The sequence below is a fragment of the Niastella sp. sgz303648 genome (genome assembly GCF_059587045.1).
This window is the reverse complement of sequence record NZ_JCAPSW010000006.1, coordinates 204,364-217,746: the sequence shown is the minus strand read 5'-3', so window position 1 is coordinate 217,746 and position 13,383 is coordinate 204,364. Positions and strand designations below refer to the sequence as shown.

Here is a 13,383-nt window from a genome sequence, read left to right as displayed (position 1 = left end):
TGCCGGCTCTTTGCCAAGAGCCGGATCATTGCAGAATAACTACTATAAAATCACGTAAAAACGAACAACATAATTTCAATCAGGAAATCGCTCTTCACATTTAAAACAAAATTACATACCGCTGCTGCAAATTACTTGCAGCGATGAATCAGTAGTTAATTTTTTGAACAGCTTAACATAAAAAGACAAGGGCAGGAATGATCAATTTTCGGATATACTTTTGTCTTTTTGAAACTTAAAGTAAAAGCTGCCACTTTCGGTATAATAATAGGTTTCTTTTTCTTTATTATAAGCAATGGGTGCTCCGAGTGATTTCAATATATCAATATAGCCAAAAACAGTTCGTACTGAGAGGTGTAATTTTTTTGCCAGACTATCGGGGCTGCCGGTTGCCTTAAGCCGGATTAAATAATCGAGGTATTCAAGGCGATTAAAATGGTGTCTTGCCATATGGTGCAATAAGGTTAAGCGTATAGATAATTCAATCAACACCCTGTAGGTGAAGGCGTTTATGCCAGAAGCTTTTCTATGATTTATATTGTAACCCGTTTGGTGCGGGGAAGGTGTAGCAGGCAACAGGGAAGAAGCGAAACAGGCAGTGGCATCCCAATCGGTTGCCTTTGCACGAACAATGTAATTTGACTTAGTAGCAAGGAAAAACACGTTGCTTCTTTCAAAAGCCAACTAATTTTCATCATGGCAAAGTTTGTTTAGGTTTAAGGTATCGTTTAATCTATCTAAAGATAAAAATGATTTAATAGAAAAAGTAATTAAATGTCATCAATTTGATAAGTGTGCAGTTTTAAAGTAAAAACGTGTAATTTCTGACGATAAGTGTGATAATTACATTTAATAAAATCTTAATTGATCTAATAAGGTTAACCTATACAAGCACATTCTACTACTATCAGAGATGTATGGAATTAAGACCCGGCGGGCATTTCAGACATTCATCATTGCGTTATTCAAACAAAATCGTTTTACTACTTCACTGTATGAAAAGTACCTTACCAAGGGTATTTGGGGATTATTGATTTTCAAATGCAATTGTATGACATATCGGTTTTGTAGTTATGAACGTAACAGAAGAATATCCTACTACACATGTTGTACTGGTACACTCATATTCAGTCATTACCAGATAGCTAAAATTCACAAAAAAAAACTTACTTCTATCTGCTGCAAGTTATTTGCAGTGCCGGATTGTAATTTTGGATTCAGCTTTTACAAACACTCTATAATGCTGTAATAATAGTAAGATTATGAATAAGAGTTGCATGTCATTAACCTAACTGGTAAGCGTTTTACTTATTGTAGCAACTGTGCGTTAATCAAAATGCCAAAATGATTTAGTAATTATTTTATTATGCAGGTTATATAAAGCACTGCATAACAGGGATTCCTATGCAGTAATATAAATATAGCCCGATAATATTATGATCGAAATAAATAACAGGGAAGCCGACAGGTGGAACGTTATGAAAAAAACAGGAAACTTTGTTTCATGGTTAATAGGCTGCGAGGTGATGTGGTTGCTGTTACTGTGCGTTACTTTCAGAAATTTATATCAATATGTAAACCAGCAAGGAGTATGGTGGTACTCGGATACTGCCACTTATTATTACGCATCGCGGCAGATTCTCGAAGGAAAAGTAGATGCGTTCAGAACACCCGTATACCCGTTTTTTTTAAAACTTATAGAGCTAATCAGCAACGGGGACTTCTTTGACAACGTGGTAGTAGTGCAAAGCGTTATTTCCGGAATAAGTATAGTTCCGTTTTATTTATTTTGCCGGCAATGGTTTCGCAGTAAAATTATCGGGTATTCCGCTACCATTTTATATGGCTGTTTGCCGGTTATTTTACATTATAACCATGGAATTTGTCCGGAGTCATTATTAATATCATCGCTTCCATTCCTGCTTTATTTGATTTCAAACTATATTATTCATCCCGGATACGGTAAGTCTGTTGCAGTGAATGGCATGATGGTGTTCCTCGTTATGCTAAAACCGGTTTGTATTTATTTATATGGCGTAATGGGATTGTTATGGATACTACGATACGTTTACGAAAAGAACAGTAAATTTCTTAGGTTCGAAATTGCCGGCCTAATGGTGAGTGTTTTAATAATTTCAGGTTATTGCCTGGCAAATAAAAAGCAAAACGGTCATTTCAATATATCATCTGTAAGTCATGATAATAATTTTGCCAACGTAATACTAAGCAATGCCTATAAAACACTGGAAGACCCTACATTTATTTCAATTATAGATAGCATAAAGGGAGAAGGACATTATTATGCCATATACTATCTGAATAACGATTATTATAAATACCAGCGTGTTTATAATAACTTCCCTACAGATTATGGGTTTACAAGAGATATGACCGGCGTATTCAATGTGCCTCCCAGCCGGTACAATTATAGTATAGCGCAGCTTGACTCCTATATAAGGAAAGCTATGTTGACGAAAAAATACCTGCAATATACAATTGACAGATTCACACACTTCGTTCAATTTAAACTGTTATTTATTAAGGGCTATGTATTGTATGCACTCTTGCTGGCAGAATTATTATTAACAGGATATGCCGCTTTTTATTTGAGAAAAGTGCAGTGGGCCGGAGTTTTTGTTTTTCTGGCTTTAGCAGGTTGGATATTTACTGTTTTAACAACCGGCATAAACGATAATACCCAGGAAAGGGTATTGGTACCAGCACTGCCATTCGTCATCATTAGTATGTTTGGTTTTATAGATAAACTTACGAACTACATCCATAGGAAACTTCCTGTTATAAAAACAGCACGATAATTAACCCAATCTTACATAAAAACAACAAGGTTATTTTTATGGAATTAACCATTTTAATGCCATGCCTGAACGAAGAGGAAACGATCAGGGCATGCGTTTTAAAAGCGCAATATGCACTGAACACAAATAACATACAGGGCGAAATTTTAATTGCAGATAACGGTAGCATCGATTGTTCGCCAACTATTGCAGAAAGCATGGGTGCAAGAGTTATACATGTGGCTGAAAAGGGATACGGTAAAGCTTTGCATGCAGGTATTGAACAGGCAAACGGAACGTATGTAATAATGGGTGATTCTGATGATAGCTACGACTTTACTGATATTATTCCGTTTATGAATAGATTAAGAGATGGTTATGACCTCGTAATGGGGAACAGGTTCAAAGGTGGAATTGAAAAGAATGCGATGCCCTTTTTACACAGGTATCTTGGCAATCCTGTTCTGTCGTTTATCGGCAGGCTTTTTTTCAAAACAACCATAGGCGATTTTCATTGCGGACTAAGAGGATTTAACAGAAACTCGATTTTAAGCATCGGGTTGTGTTCGCCGGGGATGGAATTTGCTTCAGAAATGATAGTAAAATCGTCATTGAATAAATTAAAAATTACCGAGGTTCCAACAAAGCTATATCCCGATGGCAGAAGCAAGCGTTCACACCTTAGAACCTGGCGCGATGGATGGCGGCATTTGCGTTTCCTTTTATTGTTTAGTCCTAAATGGTTATTCCTATATCCTGGCTTTGTGTTTATGATGGCTGGCATATTTACTACCGCAGTGCTTTTTCATGGCCCAGTAAAAATCGGCTCTGTGCATTTTGATATTCATACCATGCTTTATTCTGCCATAACAATAGTTATAGGCTTTCAGTCGGTAACATTTTATTTTTTAGCAAGAATTTTCGCTATAAAAGCCGGACTGGATAATAACAATGAATGGCTTAAAAACTTCAACAAATACTTTTCATTAGAAAGAGGGCTTGGCACCGGCGTCTTTGTTTTATTATCAGGAATTATATTAACAGTTTATAGTTTCAGTATCTGGAACAGGCAGTTCTTTGGAGATCTTGATCCGTTGCAGGTATTGCGTTTTGTTATACCGGCTGTCACATGCCTGTTGCTGGGGATTCAAATTATATTCAACAGTTTTTTTACCAGTATTCTGCATCTTCAAAAATACAATAGTCAGGTAACTTTTTAGGATGGCAATAAAGTCAATATCAAATAAAACTTTATTTAAGTTTGTACTTTTCGCAATTACTGTATGTGCCGCATGTACGCAGCCACACAAAAAAAATGATTTTCACAATTGGACGCCAAGCCCTCCCATGGGTTGGGATAGTTGGGATTGTTTTGGTTCAACCGTTACAGAGGAAGAAGTAAAGGCCAATGCAGATTTTATGGCCAATCATTTATTGCTGTACGGATGGGACTATATTGTTGTAGATATCCGTTGGTATGTTGGTAACGGTAAAGCACATGGTTATAACGAAAAAAACCCGGAATATTCAATCGACAGCTTCGGCAGGTTTTTGCCTGCCATAAACAGGTTTCCGTCTGCTGCCGGCGGCAAGGGATTCAAACCTCTGGCCGATTACCTGCATAAAAAAGGGCTGAAGTTTGGAATTCAGATTATGCGTGGCGTGCCGATAGAAGCAGTAAAACGAAACCTTCCCATTAAAGGCACACCGCTCACCGCCAATGACATTTATTCACTTTCCGATAATTGCCGCTGGCTGCATGATATGTGCACCATTATTCCCGGCAAAGCGGGCTCTCAGGAATATTATAATTCCATTTTTGAATTGTACGCTTCCTGGGGAGTTGATTTGGTAAAGGTAGATGACCTTACATCGCCCACTTATTTTTCCGGTGAAGTAGAAATGATCAGAAGGGCCATTGAAAAAACAGGCCGTAAGATAGTGTTAAGCACCTCACCGGGTGAAACATCGCTTAATTATGCGGCGCATCTGCAACAACATGCCAATACGTTTCGCATAGCAAACGATTTCTGGGATAAATGGCGACAAATAAAAGAACACTTTGAACTGTTTGAGCGATGGAACAAATGGCGTTCATCCGGCGCATATCCTGATGGTGATATATTGCCGCTGGGTCGAATAGGCATACGCGCTGAAATAGGGGATCCGAGAATGACCAGTTTAACCAGAGATGAACAATACACATTGATGACGCTTTGGAGTATATTTAAATCGCCGCTGATGTTCGGTGGTAACCTTCCTGATAACGATCCTTTTACAGATTTGCTTATTACAAATAAAAACGTGTTGTATGTATTGAATAAGAGCATCGGCAACAGACCCATTTTTCGCAATGAAAAACAGGCTGCCTGGATAGCAGAAGACCCGGCCAATGGCTCTACATTTTTGGCCGTATTCAACATTGCCGACGAAGAGGATATAATAGAAAGCAAAGCGATATGGAAAAGCAAGGTAATCAACAGGCAACGGCAATCCGAAATGCTGGATATTAAAATAAACGGTGATAAAAAACTCTATCTGGCCGCTTCAGCAATAGATAATATTGACTGCGACCATGCAGACTGGATAAATCCCATATTATATAAGGGAAATGATTCCATTTTATTAACTACGCTAAAGTGGACGAAGGCTACGTCAGGATGGGGAAAGCCCGGTGTTAACAAATCAGTATCCGGCGGTGAGTTAACAGTCGAAGGCAAAAAATATGTTTCGGGTTTGGGAGTACATGCCAATTCGGTAATTGAATATGACCTTCCTGAAGGAGTTACCCGATTTACAGCTATGGCTGGCCTTGATAAAGCAGCAGCCGATCAGAACATCGGTGCAACCATTAAGTTTATGGTTTTTACCGAGAAGCCTTTCGGTCCTGTGCCACCCGCTTCGGCCATCATTGATATAGATTTGGCTACATTGGGTTTGCAGCAATGTAAAATCGTGGATTTATGGACCGGTAAGCAATTAGGTCTGTTTAAGGATAAATTTTCTATTAGTATTAGAAAACATGGTGCAGGATTATACCGACTTACCAGCGTGAAATAAGAACGTTCAATTAGCAGAGGAATGGCGTTCAAAAAATGGTTGGTATTCCAATGAACCTGTGTTTTCATACAATTTAAACTGTATGTACTTTTTATATCTTTTCATAGCATTCAACCTGCCACGCAAATGGCTGTAAGAAGTAGCCGTAAAATTAAACCGATTTAATTTGAGTCCGAAAAGTAACGGTTGCTGATTGTTTTGTTGCAAAAAACACATATCCGTATTGGACTGTTGTTGCTCATAATACAGGCAGCCTGACTCATATATGGAGATCGATTCCCTGCAATTCTTCAATTCATGTTTCCAGTATTCCCCTCTTGCCAGAGAATCCTCTGGCTGAAATACAACACATTTATATAAAAGTGTAAAATATTCAATCAACCCAGTAAACCCCGGCTTCAGGTTTTTATAAAAATATATTTCTTCCTCCCGATTCAAAAACCGGTAATTACTGGCCATTTCCTCAATGTCGAGCCAGGTTTTCATAGCCAACCCAAACGCCCGCTCTATCCATTTTCCCTCGTCGGTTTCCAATGTACCCTTTTCAATTTGCTGTTCAATCGATTTATAAACCTGGCTGCTTTCTGTTAATAGGGATGAATATTTCATACATTTTTACTTAAGTAATTGAAAAATAGGGTAAGTAAATACAAACCCCGGCATTCAATCATTCACAAAGGCAGATTATTTCAATTAAAAAGTATGGTATCCGTCAACTGCACAGAAGCAATTTTATTTTGGCCATACAACAAGCAATTCTCTGCAAAATACTTTAATTGGTGGCCGCGGATATTCTGATCCTGTTTCAAATAATTTCTAATTAATAAAACAGCCTTATGCTTTTATAAAAGACTAATGTTCAATGAATAGTATAATTTAAATTTTTACGGTCTTTAGAAATTGTAATGTGGTCTTTCGAATTTGTTTCATCATAGCACCCTACAAGTTGCTCAAAAGCTGAACACCCCATATCGACTGCGTAAATTTATATTTTAAAAGGAGTTGTTTTTCCACTTTGCATTGCCGCCAGCATGTTTTTTATACCATCAATAACGAATTGCTTGTCATCAACCGAACGGGGTAGCTTTTATATAGCCCGCCTGGTTTTAAGCACCATGGTTTTGCTTATATTTTTAGGGGGCTGTACCAATGATCAGAAGCAGCGGTATTATACAATCGGGTTCTCTCAATGCGTTGAATCAGACGACTGGCGAAAAACCATGCTGCAGGAAATGAATCGCGAACTGGCTTTTCATCCTAATATACATTTCATTTACCGGCAAGCAGATGGCAACAGTCAAAAGCAGGTAGTGCAGGCGAACGAGTTGCTGCAGTCGGCTATTGATCTGTTTATCATCTCTCCCAACGAAGGCGAACCATTAACCCCTGTGGTAAAACAGGCTTTTCTTAAAGGTATACCTGTAATAGTAGTCGACCGCAAAGTAGCTACGCCCCATTACACCGCTTATATAGGCAGCGACAATTATGCAATCGGCAAAATGGCTGGCCAGTATGCTGTGCATCTGCTCAACGGCAAAGGAAAGATCATTGAAATTACCGGGTTGCCCAAATCGTCGCCTGCCATAGAACGACACAACGGATTTGCCGATGCTATCAAAAACTATCCTTCGCTACAGGTGATACAGCAGATAAACGGCGAGTGGTTACACGAAACGGCAAAAAATGAATTGTCGAAAATAGCAGCACGCTATCCGGATGTGAACCTGGTATTTGCCCAAAACGATATGATGGCGCAAGCTGCTTACGAGGTATTTAAAAATAGGGTGGGCATTAAACCGGCTATCATTGGAGTGGATGGTTTGCCGAGTACCGGTTTGAAATTCGTTTCCGACAAAACAATAACAGCTACCATGCTAAACCCTACAGGGGGTGAGGAAATTATCAGAACAGCCGTAAAGATTCTTAATAAAGAAAGTTTTCCTAAAGAAAATCTGATTCAAACTACGGTCATCGATTCAACCAACGTGCGTATTATGCAATTGCAGGTTGCGAAAGCTGCCAGTCAGCAAACACAAATAGAGCGGCAGAAAAACATGTTACAGGAACAAAAAAGGATTTATAACAACCAGCGCACTTTTGTATATATACTGGTTTCATCGCTTTTTTTATCACTTATTTTAGGGGGCCTGGCATTTTACTCGCTGCAGCAATATCGTAAAATCAGTAAAAAGTTGCAGCTGCAAAACCAGGAAATTCTTGAACAGCAGGCGCAATTGGTACAAATGTCGGAAAAAGCAAAAGCTGCCAATGAGGCAAAAGTGAACTTTTTCACCAATATCTCCCATGAGTTCAGAACGCCTTTAACCCTCATTTTGGGACCACTGGAAGAATTGATGGCCAGTAACAAAAACCAGTACAGCACCAGCCAAACCCTTGGTTTAATTCAAAAGAATGTAATGCGGTTGTTGCGACTGGTGAACCAGTTAATGGATTTCAGAAAGATAGAGGTGGATAAAATGAAATTAAAAGCATCTGAAAACGATTTGATAATTTTTGTTTCCGATATTGTTCAATCGTATAAAAGCATTGCTCAAAAAAGAAATATTGATTTAAGGTTGATTACAACGGAACCACATTTGAATACCTGGATGGATGTAACGATGCTGGACAAAGTTATTTTTAATTTGCTGTCCAATGCTTTCAAGTTTACCAAAGACAATGGTTATATACATATTTACATCAGCAAAAGCGAAAACAGCAACAACGCAGTTATAAAAATTGAAGATAATGGAGTGGGCATGTCGAAAGATGCTATTGAACACGCCTTTGATGTATTTTACCAGGGTGAATATGAGAACTACAAGGGATCAGGGCTTGGACTGGCGTTGTCGAAAAATCTGATTGAACTGCATAAAGGTTCCATTACTGTAGCAAGTGAAAATTTGAAAGGTACAACGTTCGAAATTTACCTTCCGCTGGGCAATGAACATCTTTCAAAAGATGAAATGGCAGATTCATCGCCTGAGGCAATCAGCTCAATTTTATACGAACATGAAAAAATATATACTGCTGATCTTACTACCGAACAAACTGTAAAGCATGAAGAAGAAACCAAACAAACAAAAAAAGAATATACGGTTTTGATTATCGAAGACAATGCAGATCTGCGACATTTTTTGGCAGGAAAATTAAATACGCAATACGAAATACTGGAAGCAGATAACGGTCAAACGGCTTTGCAGCAGGCTTTCGATCATATTCCGGATCTGATCATTTGCGATGTGGTGATTCCTGGTAAAGACGGCCTGGCGCTAACCCGTATTATTAAAACTGATTTCCGTACTTCGCATATTCCTGTTGTTTTATTAACTGCCAAAACTTCGATAGAACAACAAATTGAAGGCATGAAAAACTGGGCAGATGCCTATGTTGCAAAGCCATTCAACACAGCGTTTCTTGATCAAACTATAAAAAGCCTGCTCACCAACCGCGCGCGGTTGAAAGAACATTTTACCGGTGAAACGCCTGTTGCTTTAAATACACAAATAATAAGTAAACCCGATAGGAAATTCATCAGTGAATTTACGGCTTTGGTAGAAAGTAATTTGTCGAACGAAGATTTCAGCGTAGACAGCATTTGTAAGAACATGGGTGTTTCAAGAGTTCAGTTGTACAAGAAGGTGAAAACATTATTGAACATGAATGTCAATGATTATATTTTAAGTACGAGATTGCAGAAGGCTAAATATCTTTTAAAGAATGAATCCTTTACTATTGCAGAGATAGCATCCAGAACAGGGTTCACATCTCCCGCTTATTTCTCAACCGTTTTTAAATCAAAAGTGGGGGTTACACCGAAAGAGTTCAGGGAGAGGTGAATGGTGAATCCTGCTTTAACTACTTCCAATACAGAATTTACATTCCTTTGACTTTCAAATATTTGCCTATCAAGAGGTACAATCCACGGCCATGCCTATCTCAATATTTTTCGTTTCTTGCTTTACGTTAACACCAGGAAGACATCCCCATAAAACGATTATATGTTCCTGATGCTACCGATAAATAAGCAGGCTAGCTACCTGTTAAGAATGCCTGATTAGAATAATAAGAGGTTCACAATGTACAAACGATATACCTGTGACTGCCTTCACAACAAGAGTCTTCACATCGAAATATTTTCTGTTAACGAATTTAAACCTACTGTAGGTTTGAAAACGATTTGATATCTTCTTTCAATTCCGACAAGTAAAAATATTTTTTCTTAGGCCCTAAATCGTGCCGTCTGATATATCCTAATTGCACATATCTCCGCAACGTAGGCGCCGATACACTCATATATTTACAAGCTTGCTTTATTGTCAACTGTTGCTCTTCATTCCCCATTTGTAGTTTATATTCATTCAAGCAGTCTTTAACGATGTTTTTAATGAAACTTTTCGCTTCATCCTCAGTATATCCCACAAATAATATTTCACGTCTCATAAAAAATACAGCAAGAAGTACTACTGCACTTCCTGTTTAAATGTTTCTCCAGTAAATCTGTTCGATGAACAAAAATATGCATAAAGCCAGTCAATTATAAACAGTATTACTAAACAGATTACCTGCTATTTCCATATATTGACTTATAACTCTTCGCCTCTTTCCACCACGATCTGAACCTGTTCTTCTATTTTTTCGATAATTGCTTCTAATTTAGACAAATCAGCCAGAGTGAGCCCGTTTATAAATCTTACGAATTCAATATCGGCTTCTTCGAAGCCTTTCGGCAGAACGGTGTTAATCTTAAAATGGCAAAGCTCCGAGTAGGTAATAAATATAGGGCAACCATTCAACGCATGTGTCTGGATATATCCCTTTGTCATCAACGATTCTTTGTCAATTTTGAAAATTATAGTGTATCGAATAACGTCCTCCTTATTTTCGTACGGTATATACACCATAAAATAGTCATCGGCTATTTTATGTTCTGCTCGGATTTTATCATTGGCCCTGATAAATTCTTTCAACACTTTTTTGGGAAGCTTTCCCTCCAAGTTTTTAGCCGGGTACAGCGAGTGAACTATTTTTGTTCCCCTATACAGCACTAAGTGAAACTCCATCTCCATACCATTTGACCCATTGTACATGGCTGACTTACCCCTGTATTTTACAAAAAGTGCTGCGTCAGCATGTTCTTTATTGTCTATTTGATGCTGCCTGTAAATGTCATCGGCAATCCTTCTGTAGTCCTCGATCGGAACGCTTCTGCGGGTAAATTTATTCGGGTTTCCTATTGCGCCATCCCCGAAGTAACGCTTATCAGAAAAGAAACCATGCCTTTCTGAAATATGCTTCCAGCCGGTATCTTCATTTCCTTCAATATGAATTAACCCAAGCGGCGATACGGTCAGCACATCATACCACTTCTTCGTGAATTTGGCAAGTACACCCATTTGCCAGACGATATCGCTCGCCTGGCGCAATACTTCTTTAATTAATTCTGGAGTTAAGTACTTCTTTTGATTCATACAACATTCCTATCCGCTACGCGGATATTTCAATTTGGTCATTTACCTGTTTCTGAAGAGCCAGTTTTTAAAACGTCTCCAAATCGAATACTTTTTCGCATGTTCCTTTTGCTTAAAGTAGGCCATCAACCTGGCGTGATCTCTTTTTCGTCCAGCTTCTATCTTTTCTTCAGACCATTGATACGACCACTCAATTTCGCCCTCCCTGATCCAATAGTGTGATCTGCAGGGTATCTGCCAATTCCCGATTGATGGTGATAGCGTCGGTTTTCCGTTTTTTTCATAGAATGACCATTCGCTGGGACCAAGCGGTGTGACAATTTTGTTTCCACATCCGCAGGGGCACATGTGGGCTGCGATGTTGAAACGTTCTGACACGTAGAGTATCCCGGTTTCAAGACTCTTGGGTAAAAACTCTACAAGCATTAACTGAATCTTAGAGTTCATTTTCGCCAACATTTCGGTTATCGCTTATATCAAAAAGCATGTTATAAAACATGTTGCTATCTTTGTAGAAACCACGCAGCTGCTTGTATTTGAGCACGGCAAGGCACGCGTTTAATGCGTTCAGTTCGGAAATTTGAATGTTCGCCTTGTAGACATCATCAGGATAGTCCGCCATCGGCGCAAGCTTTTTCGCGGCTATCACGGCAGCGTCGTCGGGAGAATAATAAGTTGTTCTAACCATTCCACCAATCGATCCCTTTTCACGGTTGAGCCCCATTCCGACATCAATAAAGGGAATGCCCATTTTCAACAGCAACTCGAATATACCTGCGCGAGCCGAGCCCTTATCAACACAAACGAATGCAAAAGTTGCACCATTTAGGTCATCTTCAGAATCTGCCAGGATAAATTTAGAATTGAGCATAAGGCCATGCCGAAAGTTATCATATCTGTTTTGATATATTTCCGCCTTGCTTTTTCCGAGTTCATCGTTATCCAGCGCTCCTGGTGACCTAAATGCATTATGTACATGAAATCTATCGCCATCAAATCCTCGTATTTCTTTCACAGGCGTTTTTACAAGAAAGTCGAGAATATACGCCCCGGTACCTCCCAGCCCAATAATTGCAATAACGTCATCTTGAAACCTGGCCGAAAGATCTACTATTTCTGCGCGACTTGTAAGGGTATCGCTGATCTTGAACACCGAATCTCCAACGCTTTCATATTGCCTAAAAGTATATGGTGTTTCAGTAGGGTATTTTTCCATAGCCGGCCCCGAAAATAACGCCACATAATTTTCAATTTTTTCGAAATGGTCGGCAAATACTCCAGTTGCTGTAGGTTTATTGGAAAAAGACCTTTCCACTTTTAAATCGGATGAGCCTAATGGTATCACCGCAGCTCCTCCACCAAGATTTGCGATCTTTTGGCCATTTAGTTCACAAGGATGAGAACCGCAAAAATAGATTTGGTGGTCACTCTGCTGAACCCGATCTTGACCAATATCCACGAGCTTAGATACAATTGCGCCCTTCTTAAGCGCGCCATGTTCATCCAAGTACGGGATATCTCTTATCACTAAATGGTTATTATCCAGCGCAATAGCGTACCCCCTTTCCAAAAGCTTTTTCAGATCTTCATTATGACTGACCAGTTGGCGTAACCGTAAATTCCATTCCATCTTTAACTTTTATTTTACCACCAGGAGACAGAATGCCTTCCGGCTTATTACCATGCCCCCTGGTATATTTTACTGAATAATTCCGTTCTGGGTGCTGTGGGAAATCAGGAAACGCCAATGTTACGATCTCCTCGTAGGTCATTTCCTCCTTCTCCACCTCCTCTGCTGAACCGTTAATAATAATTGTGACTTTCTTCTTGTCTTTGTCAGGCCCCTGGCCCCCACCTTTGTTTTCTGTAAATTGATTCATCTTGTTTTTTTTATAATATAACTGATTGACTATAAACACTTATTATCCACTTCCCATGATCAAATCAAAGCAAAAATAGCAAATCTAAATTTATCAAGCAAATATTTAGTGAAAAAATATTAATCAAGCAATAACTTAGATTCGTTTGCTAAACTGAGATTATTCCGTAGCTTTGTG

11 protein-coding genes are annotated in these 13,383 nt (G+C 38.9%); 4 read left to right on the top strand and 7 right to left on the bottom strand.

Features of this window, described 5'->3' with window-relative positions; all coding sequences use genetic code 11:
• Nucleotides 1-201 precede the first annotated feature (201 nt).
• Nucleotides 202-450, bottom strand: a complete 249-nt coding sequence (locus tag AC59IL_RS19155; protein WP_496553794.1) for a helix-turn-helix domain-containing protein — start codon at nt 448-450, stop codon at nt 202-204.
• Between the two features lie 986 nt (nt 451-1,436).
• Here AC59IL_RS19155 and AC59IL_RS19150 point away from each other — a divergent pair.
• The 3 genes from AC59IL_RS19150 to AC59IL_RS19140 all read left to right on the top strand — a co-directional run bounded on the left by AC59IL_RS19150 (nt 1,437) and on the right by AC59IL_RS19140 (nt 5,855).
• The gene (locus tag AC59IL_RS19150; RefSeq protein WP_496553793.1) at nt 1,437-2,816 is read left to right on the top strand and encodes a hypothetical protein; all 1,380 of its coding nucleotides are present in this window, start codon (nt 1,437-1,439) and stop codon (nt 2,814-2,816) included.
• 38 nt (nt 2,817-2,854) lie between these two features.
• The gene (locus AC59IL_RS19145) at nt 2,855-4,015 is read left to right on the top strand and encodes a glycosyltransferase family 2 protein (protein ID WP_496553792.1); all 1,161 of its coding nucleotides are present in this window, start codon (nt 2,855-2,857) and stop codon (nt 4,013-4,015) included.
• 127 nt (nt 4,016-4,142) lie between these two features.
• Nucleotides 4,143-5,855, top strand: a complete 1,713-nt coding sequence (locus AC59IL_RS19140) for an NPCBM/NEW2 domain-containing protein (protein ID WP_496553791.1) — start codon at nt 4,143-4,145, stop codon at nt 5,853-5,855.
• Between the two features lie 6 nt (nt 5,856-5,861).
• Here AC59IL_RS19140 and AC59IL_RS19135 read toward each other — a convergent pair whose 3' ends face one another.
• On the bottom strand, nt 5,862-6,464 hold the full coding sequence (locus AC59IL_RS19135; protein WP_496553790.1) for an RteC domain-containing protein: 603 nt from the start codon (nt 6,462-6,464) through the stop codon (nt 5,862-5,864).
• A gap of 452 nt (nt 6,465-6,916) precedes the next feature.
• Between AC59IL_RS19135 and AC59IL_RS19130 the strand changes: the two genes are divergently transcribed.
• A complete protein-coding gene (locus AC59IL_RS19130) occupies nt 6,917-9,694 on the top strand; it encodes a hybrid sensor histidine kinase/response regulator transcription factor (RefSeq protein WP_496553789.1) in 2,778 nt (925 codons plus the stop codon).
• A gap of 319 nt (nt 9,695-10,013) precedes the next feature.
• On the opposite strand, the gene AC59IL_RS19125 is transcribed toward AC59IL_RS19130, so the two are convergent.
• The 5 genes from AC59IL_RS19125 to AC59IL_RS19105 form a co-directional block, all read right to left on the bottom strand.
• Nucleotides 10,014-10,199: a helix-turn-helix domain-containing protein gene (locus tag AC59IL_RS19125; RefSeq protein ID WP_496554059.1), complete on the bottom strand. Its 186-nt coding sequence runs from the start codon at nt 10,197-10,199 to the stop codon at nt 10,014-10,016.
• 242 nt (nt 10,200-10,441) lie between these two features.
• Nucleotides 10,442-11,326, bottom strand: a complete 885-nt coding sequence (locus tag AC59IL_RS19120) for a hypothetical protein (protein WP_496553788.1) — start codon at nt 11,324-11,326, stop codon at nt 10,442-10,444.
• A gap of 42 nt (nt 11,327-11,368) precedes the next feature.
• A complete protein-coding gene (locus AC59IL_RS19115; RefSeq protein ID WP_496553787.1) occupies nt 11,369-11,773 on the bottom strand; it encodes a ubiquitination-like system serine protease family protein in 405 nt (134 codons plus the stop codon).
• Nucleotides 11,763-12,956, bottom strand: coding sequence for a ThiF family adenylyltransferase (locus AC59IL_RS19110; RefSeq protein ID WP_496553786.1), 1,194 nt, complete (start codon nt 12,954-12,956; stop codon nt 11,763-11,765). The genes AC59IL_RS19115 and AC59IL_RS19110 overlap by 11 nt, the downstream gene beginning before the upstream one ends.
• Nucleotides 12,916-13,206, bottom strand: a complete 291-nt coding sequence (locus AC59IL_RS19105) for a multiubiquitin domain-containing protein (protein ID WP_496553785.1) — start codon at nt 13,204-13,206, stop codon at nt 12,916-12,918. The genes AC59IL_RS19110 and AC59IL_RS19105 overlap by 41 nt, the downstream gene beginning before the upstream one ends.
• Between the last annotated feature and the right edge of the window lie 177 nt (nt 13,207-13,383).

Coding starts and splice junctions, on each gene's coding strand:
- AC59IL_RS19155 (WP_496553794.1), bottom strand. CDS start 450: ATGGCAAGACACCATTTTAATCGCCTTGAATACCTCGATTATTTAATC.
- AC59IL_RS19150 (WP_496553793.1), top strand. CDS start 1,437: ATGATCGAAATAAATAACAGGGAAGCCGACAGGTGGAACGTTATGAAA.
- AC59IL_RS19145 (WP_496553792.1), top strand. CDS start 2,855: ATGGAATTAACCATTTTAATGCCATGCCTGAACGAAGAGGAAACGATC.
- AC59IL_RS19140 (WP_496553791.1), top strand. CDS start 4,143: ATGGGTTGGGATAGTTGGGATTGTTTTGGTTCAACCGTTACAGAGGAA.
- AC59IL_RS19135 (WP_496553790.1), bottom strand. CDS start 6,464: ATGAAATATTCATCCCTATTAACAGAAAGCAGCCAGGTTTATAAATCG.
- AC59IL_RS19125 (WP_496554059.1), bottom strand. CDS start 10,199: ATGGGGAATGAAGAGCAACAGTTGACAATAAAGCAAGCTTGTAAATAT.
- AC59IL_RS19120 (WP_496553788.1), bottom strand. CDS start 11,326: ATGAATCAAAAGAAGTACTTAACTCCAGAATTAATTAAAGAAGTATTG.
- AC59IL_RS19115 (WP_496553787.1), bottom strand. CDS start 11,773: ATGAACTCTAAGATTCAGTTAATGCTTGTAGAGTTTTTACCCAAGAGT.
- AC59IL_RS19110 (WP_496553786.1), bottom strand. CDS start 12,956: ATGGAATGGAATTTACGGTTACGCCAACTGGTCAGTCATAATGAAGAT.
- AC59IL_RS19105 (WP_496553785.1), bottom strand. CDS start 13,206: ATGAATCAATTTACAGAAAACAAAGGTGGGGGCCAGGGGCCTGACAAA.